20 protein-coding genes are annotated in these 22,297 nt (G+C 37.1%); 8 read left to right on the forward strand and 12 right to left on the reverse strand.

What is annotated here, in order from left to right; translation table 11 throughout:
• Position 1: 1 nt before the first annotated feature.
• From FB551_RS21035 to FB551_RS21075, 9 genes are all read right to left on the reverse strand, one after another.
• A complete protein-coding gene (locus tag FB551_RS21035) occupies positions 2 to 1,255 on the reverse strand; it encodes an alpha/beta hydrolase (protein WP_226798755.1) in 1,254 nt (417 codons plus the stop codon).
• A 6-nt stretch (positions 1,256 to 1,261) separates the two neighbouring features.
• Positions 1,262 to 1,501, reverse strand: coding sequence for a hypothetical protein (locus FB551_RS21040; protein WP_142018824.1), 240 nt, complete (start codon positions 1,499 to 1,501; stop codon positions 1,262 to 1,264).
• 122 nt (positions 1,502 to 1,623) lie between these two features.
• Positions 1,624 to 3,312: a C45 family autoproteolytic acyltransferase/hydolase gene (locus FB551_RS21045; protein WP_142018825.1), complete on the reverse strand. Its 1,689-nt coding sequence runs from the start codon at positions 3,310 to 3,312 to the stop codon at positions 1,624 to 1,626.
• 1 nt (position 3,313) lies between these two features.
• Complete coding sequence (locus FB551_RS21050) at positions 3,314 to 4,840, reverse strand: phytoene desaturase family protein (protein ID WP_142018826.1); 1,527 nt, start codon at positions 4,838 to 4,840, stop codon at positions 3,314 to 3,316.
• Positions 4,841 to 4,998: 158 nt separating this feature from the next.
• Positions 4,999 to 5,883 carry an LpxL/LpxP family acyltransferase gene (locus FB551_RS21055; protein WP_047428977.1) on the reverse strand — a complete coding sequence of 295 codons (885 nt, stop codon included), beginning with the start codon at positions 5,881 to 5,883 and terminating at the stop codon, positions 4,999 to 5,001.
• A 120-nt stretch (positions 5,884 to 6,003) separates the two neighbouring features.
• Positions 6,004 to 6,258, reverse strand: a complete 255-nt coding sequence (locus FB551_RS21060) for an acyl carrier protein (protein WP_047377388.1) — start codon at positions 6,256 to 6,258, stop codon at positions 6,004 to 6,006.
• 4 nt (positions 6,259 to 6,262) lie between these two features.
• A complete protein-coding gene (locus FB551_RS21065) occupies positions 6,263 to 7,483 on the reverse strand; it encodes a beta-ketoacyl-[acyl-carrier-protein] synthase family protein (RefSeq protein WP_047428974.1) in 1,221 nt (406 codons plus the stop codon).
• 1 nt (position 7,484) lies between these two features.
• Positions 7,485 to 8,216: a 3-oxoacyl-ACP reductase FabG gene (gene fabG / locus FB551_RS21070; protein ID WP_047428973.1), complete on the reverse strand. Its 732-nt coding sequence runs from the start codon at positions 8,214 to 8,216 to the stop codon at positions 7,485 to 7,487.
• 83 nt (positions 8,217 to 8,299) lie between these two features.
• Positions 8,300 to 9,820, reverse strand: a complete 1,521-nt coding sequence (locus FB551_RS21075) for an HAL/PAL/TAL family ammonia-lyase (protein WP_185150228.1) — start codon at positions 9,818 to 9,820, stop codon at positions 8,300 to 8,302.
• A 98-nt stretch (positions 9,821 to 9,918) separates the two neighbouring features.
• Between FB551_RS21075 and FB551_RS21080 the strand changes: the two genes are divergently transcribed.
• The gene (locus FB551_RS21080; RefSeq protein WP_142018828.1) at positions 9,919 to 11,175 is read left to right on the forward strand and encodes an NAD(P)/FAD-dependent oxidoreductase; all 1,257 of its coding nucleotides are present in this window, start codon (positions 9,919 to 9,921) and stop codon (positions 11,173 to 11,175) included.
• 34 nt (positions 11,176 to 11,209) lie between these two features.
• Here FB551_RS21080 and FB551_RS21085 read toward each other — a convergent pair whose 3' ends face one another.
• The 3 genes from FB551_RS21085 to FB551_RS21095 form a co-directional block, all read right to left on the reverse strand.
• On the reverse strand, positions 11,210 to 11,809 hold the full coding sequence (locus FB551_RS21085; RefSeq protein ID WP_142018829.1) for a hypothetical protein: 600 nt from the start codon (positions 11,807 to 11,809) through the stop codon (positions 11,210 to 11,212).
• Between the two features lie 76 nt (positions 11,810 to 11,885).
• Positions 11,886 to 13,178, reverse strand: a complete 1,293-nt coding sequence (locus FB551_RS21090) for a phenylacetate--CoA ligase family protein (protein WP_142018830.1) — start codon at positions 13,176 to 13,178, stop codon at positions 11,886 to 11,888.
• A gap of 72 nt (positions 13,179 to 13,250) precedes the next feature.
• A complete protein-coding gene (locus tag FB551_RS21095; protein ID WP_142018831.1) occupies positions 13,251 to 14,936 on the reverse strand; it encodes a M23 family metallopeptidase in 1,686 nt (561 codons plus the stop codon).
• A 413-nt stretch (positions 14,937 to 15,349) separates the two neighbouring features.
• Between FB551_RS21095 and ileS the strand changes: the two genes are divergently transcribed.
• The 7 genes from ileS to trpS all read left to right on the forward strand — a co-directional run bounded on the left by ileS (position 15,350) and on the right by trpS (position 22,258).
• The gene (gene ileS / locus FB551_RS21100) at positions 15,350 to 18,745 is read left to right on the forward strand and encodes an isoleucine--tRNA ligase (protein WP_142018832.1); all 3,396 of its coding nucleotides are present in this window, start codon (positions 15,350 to 15,352) and stop codon (positions 18,743 to 18,745) included.
• A 58-nt stretch (positions 18,746 to 18,803) separates the two neighbouring features.
• On the forward strand, positions 18,804 to 19,184 hold the full coding sequence (locus FB551_RS21105; protein WP_002983772.1) for a TraR/DksA family transcriptional regulator: 381 nt from the start codon (positions 18,804 to 18,806) through the stop codon (positions 19,182 to 19,184).
• Between the two features lie 78 nt (positions 19,185 to 19,262).
• Positions 19,263 to 19,508, forward strand: coding sequence for a DUF6576 domain-containing protein (locus tag FB551_RS21110; protein ID WP_142018833.1), 246 nt, complete (start codon positions 19,263 to 19,265; stop codon positions 19,506 to 19,508).
• A gap of 18 nt (positions 19,509 to 19,526) precedes the next feature.
• On the forward strand, positions 19,527 to 19,721 hold the full coding sequence (locus FB551_RS21115; RefSeq protein ID WP_047428959.1) for a DUF2683 family protein: 195 nt from the start codon (positions 19,527 to 19,529) through the stop codon (positions 19,719 to 19,721).
• Complete coding sequence (locus FB551_RS21120; protein ID WP_047428957.1) at positions 19,721 to 20,362, forward strand: lipoprotein signal peptidase; 642 nt, start codon at positions 19,721 to 19,723, stop codon at positions 20,360 to 20,362. Before FB551_RS21115 ends, FB551_RS21120 begins: the two co-directional genes overlap by 1 nt.
• 15 nt (positions 20,363 to 20,377) lie before the next feature.
• Positions 20,378 to 21,022 carry a SanA/YdcF family protein gene (locus FB551_RS21125; protein WP_047428955.1) on the forward strand — a complete coding sequence of 215 codons (645 nt, stop codon included), beginning with the start codon at positions 20,378 to 20,380 and terminating at the stop codon, positions 21,020 to 21,022.
• 267 nt (positions 21,023 to 21,289) lie between these two features.
• Positions 21,290 to 22,258, forward strand: coding sequence for a tryptophan--tRNA ligase (gene trpS / locus FB551_RS21130; RefSeq protein WP_142018834.1), 969 nt, complete (start codon positions 21,290 to 21,292; stop codon positions 22,256 to 22,258).
• Positions 22,259 to 22,297 lie beyond the last annotated feature (39 nt).

The following is a 22,297-nucleotide window of genomic DNA, read 5'->3' on the forward strand; positions in this document are numbered from 1 at the left end:
CTTATTGCGAAATAAACTGAAGCAAATCTTTTAAAAACTGTTCGTCCACTTTTCCTTTTGTTTCATAATCTTTTGGAGATGGCTTACCGGAACCGGCAATGAATAAGTGGCTTAATGCAGGATACAACTTAAATACGGCTGTCTTATCATTTTTTAATGTTTCTTTCCAAAGATTAAAATCTTTTTCAGTCACCTGATAATCTCTTCCTCCTTGTGCAAAAAACATGGGAGCTTTTACTTTTTTAACCTCGTTAAGCTGATTGTAATCTTTTAAATATTTCCAGTAGGCAGCAGATTGTCCCAAAGGAAGTTCTGATGAGGGTGAGCTTACATTAAATTTAGATGAATTTAAAAATGCTACCTGTTTTTTTACTTCCTGAACAGCCTCAGCAGGTACTTTAGCCGGATCTAAAGAATGAAGGTACTCATACTGCTCCACCAATATATCCTGTAATGGTCTTGCATTTCCAGCCATAAAAATATATTTCGAAACCTGAGCTTTTTCTGCAATTTTCGGCATCATATATGCTCCCTGACTGTGTCCCAGAATGATAATCTGATAGCCTTTATAATCAGTATTATTTTTAAAATAAAGAGCTGCGTTTACGGCATCATTAATGGTTTCCTCCTCTACAGTAGATTTTTCATTAAATGTCTCAGGATAAGAATAGGTTCTTTTATCATATCGGTAGGAAGCAATTCCGTTGGCTAAAAGGTATTCTGCTATGTCTTTAAACGGCTTGTTTTCCCCAATGGTTTCGTCTCTGTCATGCGCTCCGGAACCGTGAACGAAAATCACCAGTCTCTTTTTATTATTGGAAGGTGGAACCAAAAGCGTCCCATTAAGTTCAACGGCATCACTCTTTATTTTGAGTTCTGTTTTATCATCTCTTTTTTCAAATGTTTTATGCGGAACTAAAAAGAAGCCCAGCATTTTATTATTGTCTCCAAAAGTTAGTTGAATATCCAGTTTTTCTTTTTCAAATTCAGAATAGTAATAATAGATATTTCCTTCATTATTTACTTCAAGGATATTTTTTAGACCTCCAACCTGGCCCTGAAGCTGCTCTGGAATGGCTTTAAGCTGATCCACAGGAATTTGTCCGGCTACGGAAGGATCGAAATAAGAGTGTGCTTTTTCCGCATTTTTATCTATAAGCAAAGCTTTAATGAAAGCATTTCCGATTTCTTTTCTGTCCTGGGAAAATGATAACAGAGCGTGTAAAGTAAATAATAAGGTTAAAAGTTTTTTCATAATCAATTATTTATAAACCACATCATAAAATGATAGTGGCGTCATCATTATGGTAACAAATATCGCAATAATTACAAGAGCCAACTGGGTGATATGGTATATTTTTTCTTTTTCTTCGTCGCTGATTTCAAAAGTAAACTTTATTTTATCCGGTCTTCTGATGATCAGCCAGATAAAAATAAGTACAGCTAAATTCATCAGTACAGGAAACACTACAAATATTTTACTTCCATCAATATCTTTCATATTTCCGTACCCGTGAATAGGGATAATGTCAGGAATTGAACTATAAACTGTACACAAGTATACTGAATGGCAGATGATAATAACAAAGGGAATGCAAAACAGCAGTTTTATATATCTGGGGATCATTTCAGTTTCTTTAAAGTTTTCTTCAGGTATTTTTCAACATTTTTTCTATCGGGAACCGTCGTTATTTCTTTAGCCAAAGCTTTCTCAAATTCAATTTTCGCGTTTGAATATTCTTTTTTGCTAAAATAGTATTTTCCGGATTGATAATAGACCAGCCAAAAATCAGGGTTCATAGCCTTATAGGATTGGATGACATCATCTGTCAACAACGTCTTTTTATCGTCAGCTGCTTCAGTGATTTCTTTACCGTACATTTTGGACAGTTCATAGTTTTGAAATTCTTCAGAGTCGGCAAATGGATCTCTTGCAATATTCAAATCTGTTTTAGCCAGCAGACTTTGTGATAATGGCTTACCGGAAAAAATCTCATTAAGGTCATAACAAACAAATTCTCCCAGCTGATAAGGATTGGAAGAAACCCAAACCAATTTTTTCTGAGGTGAAAATATAACGGCATGGTGAGCCAATAGCTGATTAAGTGCTTTTTCATTTCCATAACCGATACTTTGATCTTTCAGGCCGGATTTATTTCTTAAAATAGAAGCCATCTTTTCCGGAGTGATTTTTTTTTCTTCCTCCAAAAGCTCCTGAAGTTTTTCATAACGGTATTCTGAGTGGCTTTCTTCAATCTGTTTCTGATTCCTTTTGTCATCTTTATAAGCTTCAGACTGGAAATGATTGGTACAAAGTACTCTGCTTATATTTTGTACTCTGTATACCCCGAAATTCTTAGGTGAAACTTCAATAATAACTGCATTTTTATCAGCCGCACTTCCTACAAGGATAGATTCTGAAACAAATACCTTTCTTTTTTGAGCAATGGCAATGGCTTCTTCTATATTTTTAGCATACTGTAAAATCTCTCTTGTAACAAGGGAAATAGGAGTCTTTGCCGTTAAAGGAATTTTTGATTTCCCGGCGTTAATCGTCACTGTAATTCCTTCTTTATTCATTCCGGACACTACACCAATCATTCCGGGCCAGCTTACTGACATGTATGGAATTCCTTCTTCGGGCTGAACAAATTCTACCAACTTATTTTTAGCAAAATCATCGCCCACATAAAAATCAAAATTTCTACCGATCAGCAGATCTCCATCTTCAGTATTTTCATTCCATACCGCAAGAGAGGTACAGCCTACCATAGCAAGATCCTGCATTGCATGTCCTATATCATGAGCTCCGTGCAGATAAAGGTTTCTTAAATATTTAGGCGCAATAAAATCATACTGATCAGATGAATACTGTGACAAGCCATATAATTCTGCCTGATAGTCTTCTCTTACATTGAGGTACATTTTTCTGTTGTACCATTTTAAAAAGCCTCTCAGCAGTCCTTGTTTGAATTTTGATGGCACAAAACTTTCCACTTTTGAAAAGAAAATGCCTTCCTGCTTCTGCATTAAGCTTTGGGTCAACGCACCACTATTATATCCCAGCTGCAGCGGATTTCCTTTAATATAAAGTTCCCAGAGCTGCTGTTTGTTTTTGGTAAGATAATTCTGATTGTAACTAAAAGTACTGTCATTGATCTGGTTTACTTTCGGGATCTCCAGAGCATATTGCTTTACCTCAGGAATATGTTTGATAGACTTTGAGATTCCACAGGATGTGAGGAAAACACAAAAGGTGAGATAAAGAAAAATTCTTTTGTAAGATGAATATATGGTTTTAGCTTTTTTCACGTTAGTTTTTATTAATCATTTGGGTCAGCCGCATGTCTATCTTTTCCTTTCCAATAATTTCGGCACAGGTATTAAAAGCTCCGATCGTAACGCCTAAGATCCCATGCATATTCACGGATTGTCCGGTAAGAAAAAGATTGTCAATTTTGGTACGGGGAGAAACCATGGTTTTAAGAGGGTTTTCCGAGCTTTTCATGTATCCGTACATATTTCCTTCACAATTCCCGATATAGTCCCTGTAGGATAGCGGAGAAGAAGTATATATGGTTTTAATGGCATGCCTTATATTCGGAATTTTCTTTTCCAGAGCGTCAAGCATTTTTTCTGTTTTTTCAAGCTTAAATCTTTCATAGGCATTTCCTCTTTCATGCTCATCGGCAACAGTATTGAAAGTATTCTCCCATTCTTTAACCTCATCAAAATCCATGTAAGATATTGCGGTGAGACTTTCGGCAAATTCAGGATGGTGCTTTGAAGGTGTGGAAGAAAGCATATAGGTTTCCGGCCACGCTTCTTTTCGGTACCGGAATGCATTCCAGACCAGATCTTCTGATGAATAGTGATATCTGTTGTAATTAAAATTCGGAAGATACTGAGGTTTTAAAACAAGATAAATACTAAAGCACGATGAAACCGGCTTCCAGCTCAGCACCCTGTTCAGAAAGGATTTCTTAAGTCTTTCCTCTCCGATAAGCTTAATAGTAGAACGGATTTCTATATTTGAAATAAACTGTTTGGCAGTATATTCTTTTCCTGTTTTTGTTTTTACGGAGACCAGTGTATTATTTTCATTAAAAACAAATTCGGAAACTTCCGAGTGCTTATGGACCTCTGCTCCATATTCCCGAAGTTTTCTGATTAAAAGTTTAGAGATCTGGCTTCCTCCTTTCACACATTTGTAAGCGCTTTGGATATAAGAATTTACCGTCAAAGCATGTACATAAAAAGGAACATTCTCGGAATCTCCGGCATATAAAAAATTCGAACCCAGTAAAACCGACTGAAGCCTTTTATTCTGAGTAACAGATTCAATGAATCTTTTGGTATTAAGATGGAGGATTTCTTCGTTGTAATTATCTTTTCCCACCACATGATACCTTGGAAACTGACTGCATACGTATTGAATTTCTTCACAGTAATTTTCAAGGTTTTCTTTTTCTTCAGGAAAATACTTTGAAAGCTGTTCTACAAAATTCTGGTAGCCCTGAGCATGCGGATATTCTATTTCATCCTCTCCGAAACTGATTCTGTCATAGCCGTCTTCATCCATCAGCTGAAGTTCAAGATCATCCATGATTTCAAGATAGGAAAAGAACTGGTTTAGATTCTGCCCCTGGGATAACCCTCCAAGATAATGGACTCCGGTATCAAAAATCAGTTTGTCACGTGAAAAGGTCTGTAAATTTCCTCCGTATTGATTATTTTTCTCGAGAACGCACACTTTCAGACCTTCTTTCGCTAAAATAAGAGCTGAAACAAGACCTCCCAATCCGCTGCCGATTACAAGTATGTCGTATGCTTTCTTCAAAAGAGAATGTGCTTTTAATAATTAAGAAACAGGAATTTAAGATATTTAAAGCTTATTTCAGTAAAGTAAGCATAGAAATTTTATCGGTTCTCTTAAATCACGGTACATCTTAATGGTTTTTAGTTTTTATTCGTTTTTATGGGATAAAAATAGAAAAATTAATCAACATCATCCCAAAAATCAAAATAATTAAACCATTGAAGCGGGTATTTTTTAACCATGGTTTCAAGATTGTCAACATAAGACTGTAAAAGCCCCTGTGAATCACGATTCTTTATATTCTGTGCCACTCTTGCATACAGATGGTAATGAAGATTATTCTCTTTCATCACATAAACATATACTACCGGAACACCTAATCTAGAAGCGATCAAAAACGGACCAGCCGGAAATTTTGCACTTTTTCCCAGCAGTTTGGCTTCCAGGTATTTGGAACCTTCAAAATAACGGTCTCCAGTAAAACAGATCAGTTCATTATTGGACAAAGCCTGATTGATTTCAAAGATATGAGACATGTCTTCTTTTACATAGATGAACTTGATATTGCTCTTTTTTACAGCAACACTTTCCAGATATTCTTTGATTACGGTAACTTCCTGATCGGTGGTCACAAGATTGATCTGACATTCAAAATCAATATCTGCAAAGAAATGTTCCGCAATCTCAAAATTACCGATATGGGCACTGATCAGTACGCCACCTTTTTTAGCGGCTAAAAGATCTCTCAGATTCTCAATACCGTCAAATTCATAGGTATATTTTTCTCTGAGCCCGGCAGAAATTGCAGTTTTATCAATCAGAACTTTTCCGAAAGTAAAGTAGCTTTTAAAGATAGAAGCTTTGGATTTCCAGTATCCGTAGTTCAGTCTTTTTTGAAAATAATAACGGATATATTGGTTACTTTTCTTCTGAAACAGTGAATAATAGGCTGCGACAAAATACAGCACCCCATATGAACTTCTGATCCCGATATTTCTAATACACCAAACGAATATCCTGTATCCGAGTACTGTTCCTTTAGATTTACCTTTCCACTTGTTCATATATAGAATTTAATATAGCAGAGAACCAATGTAATAATATCTTTTTTAAGTGTCCATTACCGGATCACCGTGATATTATTACATTGGCTCATTTTTATAGAATAAAGATTTACTCAATAACTATGCGTTTTTTTCAGCAATCTTGTTTTCAATCGTTGTATAGAAATCATCAAATGTTACCATTTTTTTGAAATCTGCTTCTCCTAATTTCACCCCGAAATTGGATTCAATCACGACTACCATGTCGATATAATCCAGGCTGTCTAAGCCCAGTGTATTTTTAAGGTTGGCATCATTACTGATTTCGTCTCCGTCTACCTCGAATTCGTTTACCAGAAAATCATTAACGATAGCAACAATTTTTTCCCTTTCCATGTTTTTAATCAAATTTTTTAACTATTAGTGCAGAATTGGTTCCCCCAAACCCAAAAGAATTTGACAAAAATACATCAATTTTTTGATTTTTTGTTTTTGCGACTAAATTTATCTTTTGTGCTTCACTATCAGGGTTTTCCAGATTAATATTGGGAGCAACAAAATTGTTCTGCATCATCAGAATGGAGTAGATCACTTCACTTGCACCTGCCATCCAGCACTCATGTCCGGTCATAGATTTGGTAGAACTTACCGGAACTTCGCTGCCGAAGATCTCATAAATGGCTTTTGCCTCATTCGCATCCCCAATCGGAGTAGAAGTAGCATGAGCATTGATATAATCGATATCTGAAGCTTTTAATCCTGATTGTTTTAATGCCCTGTCCATTGCCAGAGCCGGTCCATCTACATTGGGTGTTGAAATGTGACCTCCGTTTGAAGAGAAACCATACCCGATAATTTCTGCGATGATAGGTGCTCCTCTTCTTTGTGCAGATTCTAAGCTTTCAACAATCAGACTGGCTGCTCCACCACTTGGAATCAATCCGTCTCTTTCTGCATCGAAAGGTCTGGATGCCTTTGCAGGCTCATCTTCTCTGGCTGAGAATACTCCCAGTCCGTCAAAGCTCGCCATGGAATATTTATTGGTCTCCTGAGCTCCGCCGCAGATAATCATTTCCTGAAAACCATTTTTAATCATCATATAAGCCAGTCCCAATGAATGGGAACCGCTTGCACATGCTGCGCTTATGGTAAGATTGATTCCTTTCAGTTTAAAAATCGTAGAAAGGTTCATCGTTACCGTTGAATTCATTGATTTGAAGATCGCTCCCGATCCCATCAATGTTGTATCTTTCTTTTCCCTTGCAATATCAATAGATTCTACGACTGCCTGGGAAACGCTGTCATTTCCGTATAAAATCCCCACTTCATGAGCATCTAAGAACTCTTCGTCCAGATTTGCCTGTTTTAAAGCATCCATAGTCGCAAGATAAGCGTACTCACTTTCTTCTCCCATGCTGACACGCTGGCGTCTGTTTAGAAGGTTTTTCAGATCGGGTTTCGGAACTACTCCTGTAAGGCCGGACCTGAAACCAAATTCTTTTCTGTCCTGGTCTAAAACAATACCCGATTTTCCTTGATATAGGGATTCCCTGACCTCTTCTAAAGACGTCCCGATGCAGGAATAAATTCCCATTCCGGTAATTACAACCCTATTTTCCATGTTATGAATAAATTCCCCCGTTAATATTAATCACTTCTCCTGTAATGTAGGAAGATTTTTTAGATGCTAAAAATGCTACAAGATCCGCCACTTCTTCTGCTTCTCCGAATCTGTTGGCAGGAATCATTGCTTTCAGTTCGTCTTCATTGAATTCCTGAGTCATATCTGTTTTGATAAAACCAGGCGCTACGGCATTTACGGTAACATTTCTTTTGGCAACTTCCTGGGCAAGAGCTTTTGTAGCGCCTACCAATGCACCTTTTGCAGCGGAATAATTCGTCTGCCCGGCTGTTCCTTTTACTCCGGATACAGAAACCATATTGATAATTCTTCCGTATTTGTTACGAAGCAGCTTTTGGATAAAGAAATTGGTTACATTGAAGAATCCGTCAAGACTTGTATTGATCACACTGTTCCAGTCTTCTTTCTGCATCCACATAAAAAGACCGTCTCTTGTGATTCCGGCATTGTTAACGATCACTTCTACCACGGCATCAGGATTTCCCTCCTGCCATTCCGTTAAAACCGCTTGTGTTTCTTCGGTATTTCCTACATCAAATTTAAGGATTTCTCCGGTAGCACCCAATTCTTTCACTTTAGCCAAGGTTTCGTTGGCTGCCGTTTCGTTTGAAGCGTAGTTGATAAGGATGTGATAGTTTTTCTCTTCTGCCAGTTTTATACAGATTGCTCTCCCGATTCCTCTGGAGCCACCTGTTACAATTGCACATTTCATGCGTTAGTGTTTATATCGTTTTTAGTTTTTTTTAGTTGATGTTGGATGCTTCTCTTTAAAAGACAATTCACGGCAACCAATAGTTACATTCCTTTCAGATATTTCTTTACTTCCTCCAGATACGGATACATGACCATATCGTCTGAGAAAGCAGGAATAATTTTTCTGATTTCGTCATACAGCTCTTTTGTAGATGATGAAACCTTATCCTGAAACCCAAGATATTCAACAGCCTGGATGATCGTAATAGCTTCAATGGCCAATACTTCAAAGGCATTTTCAATGACTTTTCTACAGATCACGGCAGCGTTTGTTCCCATACTAACGATGTCCTGATTATCATTATTGTTTGGAATACTGTGAACATACATAGAATTCGACAGCATCTGGCTTTCTGCCGTAGTAGAAGTTGCCGTAAACTGCACTCCCTGCATCCCGAAATTGAAACCTAATTTACCTAAATTTACAAAAGGAGGCAAGATTTCATTGATTTTAGCATTCAGAAGATAGTTTAGCTGTCTTTCTGCAAGCATTGTCAGTTTGGTTACCACAATTTTCAGCTTGTCCATTTCCAGAGAGATATAGTCACCGTGGAAGTTTCCTCCATGGTAAACATGCTGGTCTTCAACATTGATAATCGGATTATCATTAGCTGAATTGATCTCATTTTCAAGAACTTTCTCTGTATATTCCAACGTATCTAATACCGGACCTAAAATCTGGGGTACACATCTTAAAGAATAGTATTCCTGAACTTTTTCCTTGAATACTTTCTCCTGCTCTTCAAAATGAGTATAAAGATGATCTTCTCTTTTTCTGATCAGTTTACTGTCTGCCAGGTGAGCACGCATTCTTTCGGCCACTTTCTGCTGACCGTAATGTTTTTTCGTTCCGTTCAAAGCTTCTGACAAGTGATCATCATAAGCCTGTACAATTTCATTGATGGCACAAGAAAGTCTAAGGGAAATATCTGTAAGCTGATTTGCTTTATAAGCGTTCACAATACCGATTCCTGACATTACGGAAGTTCCGTTCATCAAAGCAAGCCCTTCGCGGATCTCTACTTTTATCGGTTCTAAGCCTTCAGTTTCAAAAACTTCTTTGGTAGCTTTTCTTTCTCCTTTATAAAAAACTTCTCCTTCTCCAATCAATACCAAAGCAAGATGAGCCAGCTGAACAAGGTCACCACTTGCTCCTACACCTCCATGTTCAAAGATCAGCGGAGTAATATCTCTGTTGATCAGCTCCTGAAGAAGATAGATAACAGACTGGTGCACTCCTGAATTCCCTAATGATAAGGTATTCAGTCTTGCCAGCATACACGCTTTTACTTCTTCTGCAGGTAAAGGATTTCCAATTCCTGAAGAATGGCTTCTGATCAGATTATACTGAAGCTGGTGTGTATCTTCATCACTGATTTTAAACTGAGCCATGGGCCCAAAACCGGTGTTCACACCATATATTACTTTATTTTTTGAAAACTCTTTTAAAAACTGAAAACTTTTATCCACTCTTGATAAAAGTGATTCATCCAGTTCTATTTTTTCATTCTCAATGATAATTTTTTGAAAGTCTTTCAGTTCTAAAAAGTTATTTATTTTCATCAATTAAAAGTAATAGTTGATAATTTTGTAAAATATTAATTATTTGTCACTAATTTTGCGGCAAAGATAAAAGTTATTATTAAAATAAAAAATCAAAGATGAGCAAAGAATTTGTTGACGTTCTTGTAATCGGAGCTGGACCTTCCGGATGCGTGTCTTCTTCGTACTTAAAGAATAATAACGTCAGCGTAAAAGTAGTCGAAAAGACAAAATTCCCCAGACTGGTTGTCGGAGAAAGCTTAATCCCAAGGGTAATGGATCACTTTGAGGAGGCCGGACTTTTCCCTGCATTAGACAAAATGGGCTTTGAAAAAAAGCTTGGGGCCCGTTTCCTTCGTGGTGAGGAAGTCTGCATTTTTGATTTCAGCAACAAATTCGGGGAAGGCTGGGACTGGACCTGGCAGGTTCCGAGAGCTGATTTTGATAATACTCTTGCTCAGGAAGTCATTAATAAAGGTGTGGATCTTGAATTTGAGACTGAAGTTATCGACATACAATTTGACGGAACAGATTCTGTAACTACAGTAAAAACGAAAGATGGAGAAACGAAAGAGATCCATGCTAAGTTCGTTATTGATTCCAGCGGCTATGGAAGAGTACTTCCCCGTCTGCTGGACCTTGAAAAACCTTCAAAACTTTCCCCTCACTCTGCAATTTTCTCTCATGTAGACGATATCAACAGGGAGCCGGGCGAAGAAGGAACTTTAATTTCTTTTGACATCATTGAAACAGAAGTATGGCTTTGGGTAATTCCTTTTTCCAACGGAAATACAAGTTTAGGAATTGTAGGCCCTACTGAATATATTGATAAATTATCTGAAAACGGAGATACAACAGAAGCTTTGAGAAAAGCTATTTCTCTTTCTGATTATTATGTAAAACGTTTTGGGGATGTAGAATTCCTTTTTGAACCAAGACATCTGAAAGATTACTCTTGCTCGGTAAAAAGTTTATTCGGAGACGGATTTGCTTTAACGGGGAATGCATCAGAATTCCTTGACCCGGTTTTCTCTTCAGGAATGGCTTTTGCCACAGAATCCGGAATGCTGGCCGCAAAACTGGCATTAAGACAATTAAACGGAGAAAAAATCAACTGGCAGAAGGAATACACGGATTATATTTTATATGGTGTTGACGTTTTTACAACCTATGTAAAAGAGTGGTATACCGGAAATCTTCAGGAATTATTCTTCCACCAACCGGAAAACCCGGATGTAAAGAAAAAGATCTGTGCTGTTTTAGCCGGATATGTCTGGAATAAAGACAATCCTTTTGTAAAAAAGCATGATACCGCGATTAAAAATCTTGCCAACCTGATCAAATCAGAAAAACAGGAACAGCAAAATCAAGCATAAAAAAACGGTCTGAAAATTCAGACCGTTTTTTGTTTTATTTTAAAGCATCCTTAATAGCTTTTCCTAATTCTTTTCCCGTTTTCTCATATGCTGCAGATATTCTTCCGTATTCCATACGATAGCTGCCTTTACTTCCTATCCCTTCAATCTTATCACCTTGAACTTTAGCTAATACTTTAGATGGGTTTTCAGTTTCAACAAATATCAGCTCTGAGGATAATTTAGCAGGCTGTGTTACAAATCCTGTCCATCCGGCATAAATCCACTTTGTATCCAGTATTAAGGTGTACTTTGCCGAAGCACCTTTACTGAATTTTATTTTTTTCGCCTTACCGTTTATTCCTTCAATAAACTTATCAAAAAAAACAGATTCTTTATGCTTTTGCCACTCTTCCTCCCATTCTTTCCAGGATTCCCCGCCTTTCTTAGCTAACGTCTCAGTCTTTCTCCTTTCAAGATATTGGGCTTCGGTATAATTATCTGCCTGAAAAAGAGGATTTTCAAATTTAAACTGAACATTTACCTCAGTCTGATCTTTCAGAAAATCAAAATTTCCTGATTCAATATTAATTTTATTTTGAGCAAAGCTCGTGGTTGTGATTGCTAAAAAAAGCAGCAAAAATAATTTTTTCATATGGTATTAGCTTTTTATTTTAAGAGTCCAAAGATATTATAAAAGGAAGTTTCTATTGACTCTTTATTTTTTAATTTTATCTTAAATCTATAAAAGTAATTGGCTTTCTGCTGTTTGGATTAAAGACAGTTTTAGACAAAATGTCGAATGCTATAATTTCAATTTTCGGACTTACTCTTAATTTTGCACGGAAGTGGTCTCTTACTTCATTTACAAACCCTTCGTGTTCCGCTTCAGTACTTAGTTTGATAATAATTTCGTCAAGCCCGATTTCGTTAGCCTGAATCACGATCTGGTAACATAAGATATTGTTGAAATCATTTAAAATATCATTCATAGCCGGCGGATACAGTGTTGTCCCTTTATATTTGATCATCTGTTGTTTCCGTCCTACTACAGGTCCTAACCTCATCGTATTTCTTCCGCACTGACATGCTTCATAATGAGCTTTTACAAGATCTCCGGTTTTAAACCTCAACAAAGGAATAGCTTCAACACCCAATGTTGTAATGGTAAGTTCACCACTTTCTCCTTCTTTTACAGGATTTCCGTCGTCATCCAGGATTTCTGTAATGATCAGTTCAGGATGGTGATGTCCTCCGATCTGATATTCACATTCTGTGAAAGCAGTGCTCATTTCAGTAGAAGCATAGGTGGAAAATAGTTTGATGTCCCATTTTTCCTTGATCTTCTGTGAAAGAATATTATCTGTAAAATCCTGATTTTTGATACTTTCGCCAATACATACAGCCCCATACACACTGGAATTTTTATAATCTAGCCCATGTTTTTCGGCATAATCAATCATTTTCAGCAGAAAAGAAGGTACGGTAATCAAATATTTGGGTTTGTATCTGAATATAGAATCCCACTGCAGTTCCGGAATTCCAGGACCCATTCTCACCACACTCGCACCCATTTTTCTTAAACCCAGAAAATAAGCAAGCCCAGCCATAAACCGTTTATCTATGGTGGTAATCATCTGAACGACATCTCCTTTCTGAATTCCTGCACAGGCGAACGATATCGCTTCATTATATGCAAGCCTTTCAAGATCACTATCTGACAATCCGAAAGTAACCGGATCTCCCAATGTTCCGGAAGTGGTACTGTAATCAACAATTTTATCGGGTGTTATGCAGAAAAAATCATGATTATACTGCTGGAGATCATTCTTTGTAGTGGTAGGAATCTTCTGAAGATCTTCCAACGTACGGATGTCTGCAATATTGATATTATTTTCTTTGAACAGTTTCTGATAAAAGGGTGAATGAGTTTCAAGATAGATCAAAAGCTCACGAAGTTTTTCTTCCTGAAATATTTTGATTTCCTGAATCCCTGCTTTCTCGATTGACGGATGAAATTCCAATGATTTTAATTTTTAAAAAGCAAATTTATTTAAAATTACAAGATTGAAAGATTAAAAACATTAAAAGATTATCTATCTCCGAAAGGTAAAAGTTTGTGTGTTTGTATTTCCGGCAGTATTGATTGTGGTTACTTTTAAAGTGTGAGCCCCTGATCCTTTAAGACATTTTTCATCAAAAGTGTAGACAAAATTGTCTTTTACCCGCGCAAAACGAAGCCATTTCCCATCAAGCTCAGCCCGGAATGAAATAATATCTCCTACGTTTGTTGCTCCTTTTAAGAGTAAAGAACTGCTGTTCACCAATGCTCCTTCTGCCCAGCCCGATGAAACAGATGGAAGACTATTGTCTGTCAATAATTTCGCTGTACCCAATCTATTAAATTTTCCTTCTGCCCAATCACCATTCCATTTTACTTTGACAACGGTTTTATCGCTGCCATAATCAAGAAGAATAACAGCTTTATCTTTTTCTGCATTGGTTAATTTTCTATTCGGTTTTATTTTCAAAGTATATTCATCCTGAACGGGAATATATGGATTCTGCAAAACAATAGCATTTGAAGCTGCATTCGGATTTGTATCCGGTTTTTCATATGCATTGAAATTGACGGCATCATAAACAGCATTTTTACTGAAACTGATCTCTGCACTTTCAGTGGTAACCGTTTTTCCTTCGTTAGCCATTATCGTTTTTGCCGTAGAAGGTATTTTTTCTGATGTTTTGCTTAACTGAATTTTTGTTGTTAACCGACTTGTATTTCCCTTTGTATCTTTCAGGACTATTTCAATGTTATGAATCTGTTCATCCTGCAGATTGATTATCCCGGTTAGGTTTGGAAGGCTATAATTCTGAAGTTTCATTCCCGGCAAATCGGATAAATGCTGAATTCCCATTTTATCTCTGATGAACTTGGGATAATCTATACAACCGTTGATGTATCGGGTATCATCATAATGGATTTTATCAATTTTAAAACTGTAAATCAACTTTCCATCCATTAATAAATCTGCATTATAAATCCCAAGATTAAATCCTTGATTGGCCTTATCTACTGCCTTAATACCAAAACTTATTTCCGGAGAATTAACCTGAATCAGATTCGCAGTATAGACATTCCCTGCTTTTTTCACTGCAGTTCCGTCCGCGCCAGGTTCGTAGGTACTGAAACGGCGGTCATACCAATATAACCCGCTAATAATCGGTGCTATGGTATCCGGAATTGAAAAACCGAAAAGTAATGGATTGAGACATTCTTCAGTTTTGGTATCTCTTATTTCGAAGTGCAGATGCGGGCCCGCTGATCCTCCGGTGTTTCCACTCAGTGCAATCTGTTGTCCTTTCTCCACCGGAAACTGCCCGGGTTGAAAAGTGATGTCCTGTTCCCACTTTTCATCTTTGTATTGTCTCTCCTTTACATATTCATCAAGTTTACTGAAGTATCTGTTCAAATGGGCATAGACTGTGGTATAGCCGTTGGGATGAGTGATATAGACAGCATTTCCAAATCCGTACCGCTCTACTTTTATCCTGCTGACATAACCTTCTGCAGCTGCAATAACAGGCAGATTTTCCTGGCTATTGGTTCTCAGATCCAGCCCCATGTGAAAATGATTTGTACGGATCACACCAAAATTAGCAGCCAGCTGCATGGGAATGTTGAGTGGATTTCTGAAATAATTCTGAGGGTAATTTTGAGCGTATGTGATGATATTATTAATGAAACAAATAATAAGCACCAGTTTGGAGAAGATTTTCATACAGCATTTGGGTTTAGGTCTATTTAAATATACGAATTTTCAGTAACCGTATATGTATTTTTACTCAAAGTTTGAGATGGTTTATTTTTAACCACAAATCACACGGATTTTCGCAGATGTTTATGCTTTAGATTCGAGAAATACTTTTTAGTTTCGGCTAAAGCCGATGGATAAGGAGTAATCATGTGGGCTAAAGCCCACTCCTATTGAATATTTTCGTGAATTTTCACATAAAAGTTGTCACTAAAAATTCACTTATTCACTATTCACCATTCACTTTCTCCCACTTTCTTTATTATATTTCTGAAATTGAACTTTTTAATAGATGATATCAAAATAAAACATATATTATAAACCGACAAATTTTAGTAAATTTGCAGACTTAATTAATCAACGATATTGAGATATTTACAATGAGCCAATTTAAAGAATACAAAAACCTCAACCTTATTGACGTAGCAGAGAATGTAGCAGAATTTTGGAAACAAAATAAAACTTTCAATAAGAGTGTTGAGATTCGTCAGGGAAATCCTGAGTTTGTTTTTTATGAAGGTCCGCCTTCAGCAAACGGTATGCCTGGAATTCACCACGTAATGGCAAGAGCATTGAAAGATATTTTCTGCCGTTACCAGACGCAGAACGGGAAACAGGTTTTCCGTAAAGCGGGTTGGGATACGCATGGTCTTCCTGTGGAACTGGGTGTAGAAAAAGAATTAGGAATTACGAAAGAAGATATTGGCAAAAAAATCTCTATTGAAGACTATAACAAAGCTTGTCGTGAAGCAGTAATGCGTTATACCGATGTTTGGAATAACCTTACAGAAAAAATCGGATATTGGGTAGATCTTGATGATCCGTACATCACATACAAGTCAAAATATATGGAAACCGTTTGGTGGTTGTTGAAGCAGTTGTATGATAAAAGCTTATTGTACAAAGGTTACACCATCCAGCCTTACTCGCCGAAAGCAGGAACAGGACTTTCTTCTCACGAGCTGAATCAGCCTGGTACCTATCGTGATGTTTCGGACACAACGGTTGTTGCTCAGTTTAAGGTAAAAAAAGACTCTTCAGCATTATTCAATGATGTTGACGGAGATGTACATATCCTTGCCTGGACGACAACTCCATGGACGCTTCCATCCAATACTGCTCTTACGGTAGGTAGAGATATTGAATATGTTGTAGTTAAAACTTTCAATCAATATACATTTGAACCGGTAACAGTAGTTTTATCAAGCGTTCTTTTACCTAAAGTTTTCGGTAAGAAATATACAGAGGGTACAGATGAAGATTTTGCCAATTACACCCCGGAAACGAAGGTAATTCCTTTCAAGATCTTAAAAGAGTTTACAGGAGAAAAACTTGTTGATACCAGATATGAACAATTAGTTCCTTGGTTTACGCCAAATGACAACCCTGAAAATGCATTCAGAGTAATCTTAGGGGATTTCGTAACAACTGAGGATGGTACTGGTATCGTTCACACAGCGCCTACTTTTGGTGCTGATGATGCAAGAGTTGCTAAAATGGCTCAGCCTGAGATCCCGCCAATGTTGGTAAAAGATGAAAATGACAACCTTGTACCATTGGTAGATCTACAGGGAAAATTTATCAAAGGAGAAAATGTTCCGGCGGTATTTTCCGGAACTTATATCAAAAATGAATACTACGATGAAGGAACTGCTCCTGAGAAATCATGGGATGTAGAACTTGCGATCTTGTTAAAAACAGAAAACAAGGCTTTCAAAGTAGAGAAATATGTCCACTCCTATCCACACTGCTGGAGAACAGACAAACCGGTATTGTACTACCCGCTTGATTCCTGGTTTGTGAAAATGACTGCTGTAAAAGACAGACTGGTTAATCTGAACAAAGAAATCAACTGGAAACCAAAAGCTACCGGAGAAGGACGTTTTGCCAACTGGTTGGAAAATGTAAACGACTGGAACTTATCCCGCTCAAGATATTGGGGAATTCCGTTGCCGATCTGGAGAACAGAGGATCTGAAAGAAGAAAAGATCATCGGTTCTGTAGAAGAATTATACAACGAAATCGAAAAATCAATTGCAGCCGGACTGATGACTGAAAACCCGTTCAAAGGTTTCATCATCGGAAATATGTCTGAGTCTAACTATGAACTTGTGGATCTTCATAAAAACGTAGTAGACAAAGTGGTATTGGTTTCTGATTCAGGAAAAGCAATGAAGCGTGAGAGCGACCTGATCGACGTTTGGTTCGATTCAGGTTCTATGCCTTATGCCCAATTGCATTATCCTTTTGAAAATAAAGAATTAATCGACAACAATAAAGCATTCCCTGCTGATTTTATCGCAGAAGGTGTTGACCAGACCCGTGGATGGTTTTACACACTTCACGCAATCGGAACAGCTGTGTTTGATTCTGTTGCTTATAAAAATGTAATGAGTAACGGTCTTGTTCTGGATAAGAACGGACAAAAGATGTCAAAACGTTTAGGAAATGCAGTAGATCCGTTCGAAACACTTGCAGTATACGGACCGGATGCTACCCGTTGGTATATGATTTCCAATGCAAATCCTTGGGAAAACCTGAAGTTTGACATTGAAGGAATTGACGAGGTAAGAAGAAAGTTCTTCGGAACACTTTACAATACGTATTCATTCTTTGCTTTGTATGCGAATGTTGACGGCTTCAACTATTCAGAAAAAGAAGTGGAAAACCGTCCTGAAATCGACAGATGGATTCTTTCCGAGCTGAATCTTCTGATCAAGGAAGTGAAAGCTTTCTATGAAGATTATGAGCCGACAAGAGTAGCAAGAGCAATCAGCAACTTCGTGAATGATAACTTAAGTAACTGGTATGTAAGATTGTGCAGAAGACGTTTCTGGAAAGGAGATTACTCTGATGACAAGATCTCTGCTTACCAGACTCTATACACATGTCTTGAAGTAGTGGCAAAACTATCCGCTCCTATTGCTCCGTTCTTTATGGATCAGTTATATCAGGACTTGAACAAAGTAACAGGTAAAGAAAACTGTGAATCTGTACACCTTACAGACTTCCCGGTAGCTGATGAAAGCTTAATCGATCAGGATCTGGTTGAAAAGACTCATCTGGCTCAGAACATTACAAGTATGGTTTTCTCTTTGAGAAAGAAAGAAAATGTAAAAGTTCGTCAGCCGTTACAAAAAGTATTGGTTCCTGTATTGGATTCTAAGGCAGAAGAGCAGATTCTTGCTGTGGCAGACCTTATCAAACAGGAAGTAAACGTGAAAGAATTACAGTTGATTAATGCTGAAGAAGCTTCACATTTAATTGTAAAACAGATAAAACCTAACTTCAAAGCTCTTGGTCCTAAATTAGGAAAAGATATGAAAGTAGTAGGTGCTGAGATTAGCAATCTTACCGCAGAACAGATTTCCGCTCTTGAAAAAGAAGGGAAACTGGATGTTCAGGGATATGAGATCACCCTTGATGATGTGGAAATTTCTACAAAAGATATCCCGGGATGGACAGTTACTTCTGATGGAAAAACAACTGTGGCATTAGATTTGACGTTAACCGATGAATTAAAATCTGAAGGTATCGCAAGAGAATTCATCAACAGAATTCAAAACCTGCGAAAAGATAAAGACTTTGAACTGACAGACAGAATTTCAATCACATTAGAAGAAAGTTCTCCTTTCCTGAATGAGATTAAGAAAAATGAGGAATATATTTCTTCTGAAGTCTTGTCAAATAAAATAGAAATTGTATCTTCACTTTCAAATTTTAACGAAATCGAAATAGATGAGGTTAATTTTAAGATAAATGTTGAAAAAAATTAACATGTAGTTATTATATTTCAAATTCCATTTCATAATTTTATTAAAAAAGAGAAAGAATATGTCAGACGAAAGAGTTAGATACAGCGATGCTGATTTACAGGAATTTAAAGCGATCATTAAAGAAAAAATAGAAAAAGCAGAAAAAGATCTTCAGCTTATCAGAGAAAGTTTTATCAATGACCAGAATAATGGTACTGATGATACCTCTCCTACTTTCAAGGCTTTTGAGGAAGGAGCAGAAACGCTGAGCAAAGAACAGAATTCTATTTTGGCAGGAAGACAGGAAAAATTCGTGCGTGATCTTAAAAACGCTTTGATCAGAATCGAAAATAAAACGTACGGTGTTTGCAGAGTAACAGGAAAACTGATTCCTAAGGAAAGACTTTTAGCCGTTCCTCACGCTACGTTGAGCATCGAGGCGAAAAACATGCAAAAATAACCGTAAGGTTTGTAAAATAACATTGGGTTTATATTGTATTTACGGATACTTTATAAACCTAATTTTTAATGTATACCCATGAGCGAATTAGTAATTTTGGGAGTTATCATCACTTTAGTTGTGTTATTTTTCAACAGAGAATGGATCAAAACCAGATTTTTTCCTGATCAGAAGAAAAATTACACCATTGATGATCAATTCAATTCTGATAAACGTGAACGGGAGAAAGAAATCGACAGACTTTTGAGTAAGATGGGCAAAAATGGAGTCAATGATCTGTCTGAGAAAGACAGGAAAAGACTTGATGAGCTGTCCAAAATGTAAAAAAATAAAATATAAGAAATGGAATCTATCATAGTACATCCTAAAAATTCAATGGAGCTGAGTGCACTGAAAAGTGTCCTGAAGGAAATGAACATTAAATTTGAAAAAGCTCATGTTAAGAGCTCATTCAATGGACAGAAAGTGGTCAAGAAAGCAAGCGATAACAAAAATATAAAGCCGGCATCAAAGCCCTCAAAACCTAAAGGACAGTAATGAAAAAGATCTTAGCAATAACATTTTTAGTGTTGTTCATTGACCAGGCTTCAAAAATTTATATCAAAACCCATTTTGAACTGAATGAGAGTATTCCTGTCATCAATGGTTTCTTTAACAAAACTTTTGTTGAAAACCCTGGAATGGCCTATGGATTTCACTTCGGAGGAATCATCGGGAAGTATTTTCTGGTCATCCTGAGAGTTTTCCTGATCGGCGGAATGATATACATGTTCAGAAAATGGTTGAAAGACGGAGCTTCTAATTATCTTTTAGTTCCAATGGCGATCATTTTTGCGGGCGCTATCGGAAACCTTATTGACGGAATGTTCTATGGAATGATCTTCGACAGCGGAACTGTTTATGATGCCAGCACTGACCGATGGATTGGTTATGGCGGGATTTCCAAACTTGTTCCTTTCGGACATGGATACTCTACCTTTATGAAAGGATGTGTAGTAGATATGCTTCATTTTCCTGTGGTAGACTGGTACGTTCCTGAAAGCTGGCCTTTAATTGGCGGAAAACATATTGAGTTCTTCAAATATATTTTCAATGTTGCCGATTCTGCGATCACGGTGGGAGCTGCATTCTTACTAATATTCAGAAAAAAAGCTTTCCCGAACGGTCTGGAGTTTTAAACGATCTATTTTCAGATGAAAAAAATAATCAAAAATATTTTTAAATTTTTCCTGCTTCTTATGATTGCAGGAATTATTTTTATTGCCTGGACGAATTACAGCATCAAAAGTGACAGTGCACCATTTATTTCCTACAATATCAGTGATGTCCCGGAATCAAAAACAGCATTATTACTGGGAACCGGAAAACTTCTGAGCAATGGTACTCCAAATGCTTATTTCTACAACAGAATTAAAGCTGCTGCCGATTTATACAAAAGCGGAAAAATTCAATACATCATCGTTAGTGGTGATAACAGTACCAAAGATTATAATGAGCCTGAAGATATGCAGCTTGCCCTGATGCAGGAGGGAATTCCACAGGATAAAATTATTTTAGACCATGCCGGGTTCAGAACGCTGGATTCTGTGGTAAGAGCAAAAGATATTTTCAGCCAGACAAAGCTGATCATCATCTCTCAGAAATTCCACAATGAAAGAGCTGTTTTTCTGGCCAGAAAAAACGGTATGGAAGCCTTTGGATATAATGCAGCAGATGTGAATAAGTATGCGGGCTTAAAGACCAATTTGAGAGAGTATTTTGCGAAAGCTAAAGCCTATTGGGATCTTCTTTTTGGTGTGGAACCGAAATTTGGAGGAGAGAAGATTGTTATTCCTTAATGTTTTTCCTACGGATTGCACAGATTTTCACGGATGATGCGTAAAGAGATATAAATTATTGAAGGGTGATAGGTTTTGGCTGAAGCCAGTGGAAGGGTGATTTATCGTTGGCTGGGTTAAAACCCAGCTATTGAATTTTAATAGCTACATCTTTTATCTTTTATCTTTTATCTTTTATCTTTTATCTTTTATCTTTTATCTTTCGTTATTCCCGGCAAACCTCGTAAATTTGCTATTCATTAATTTTTAAATATAAATTTTAAACAAATGTCAAGAATTCTTACCGGCATTCAAGCCACCGGAACACCCCATCTTGGAAATTTATTAGGGGCTATTATTCCTGCTATCGAACTATCCAAGCAGGAAGGAAATGAATCATTTTTATTTATTGCGAATCTTCATACGCTTACACAGATTAAGGATGCGCAGACTTTAAGACAAAATACCTACGAGATTGCTGCGGCTTGGCTTGCTTGTGGATTAGATACTGAAAAAACATATTTCTACAGACAAAGTGATATCGCTGAAACCTGTGAACTTTCTTGGCATTTATCATGTTTTTTCCCATACCAAAGATTAACATTGGCCCATTCATTTAAGGATAAAGCAGACAGACTTCAGGATGTAAATGCCGGTCTGTTTACCTACCCTATTCTGATGGCTGCAGATATTTTACTGTATGATGCTGAAATTGTACCTGTAGGAAAAGATCAGCTTCAGCACCTGGAATTTGCAAGAGACGTCGCGTCAAGGTTCAACAACCAGATGGGTGAAATTCTTGTCCTTCCACAATCTGAACTTCAGGAAGATACTAAATATGTTCCCGGAACAGACGGTCAGAAAATGTCAAAATCAAGGGGAAATATCATTAATATTTTCTTACCTGAAAAGGAGCTGAAAAAACAGGTGATGAGTATTGAATCGGATTCAAAATCTTTGGAAGAGCCTAAGGATCCTGAAACGGATAAAACATTCCAGATTTATCAGCTTATTGCTACACCTGAACAGACTGAAGAATTAAGAGCAAAATATCTTGCCGGAAACTTCGGATACGGACACGCTAAGAAAGAATTACTGGATCTTATTCTGGTACGTTTTGAGAAAGAAAGAGAAACGTTCGCTTATTATATGAACAATCTTGATGAACTTGAAGCAAAACTTCAGCAAGGAGCTGAGAAAACCAGACCTATTGCACTGGAAACGCTGAAAAGAGTAAGAACAAGCTTAGGATTTTAATACTGAGTTGTAAACATAAGAAAGCCTTTCGTTTGAAAG

It is taken from the genome of Chryseobacterium aquifrigidense (assembly GCF_006716485.1).
GTDB classification, from domain to species: domain Bacteria; phylum Bacteroidota; class Bacteroidia; order Flavobacteriales; family Weeksellaceae; genus Chryseobacterium; species Chryseobacterium vietnamense.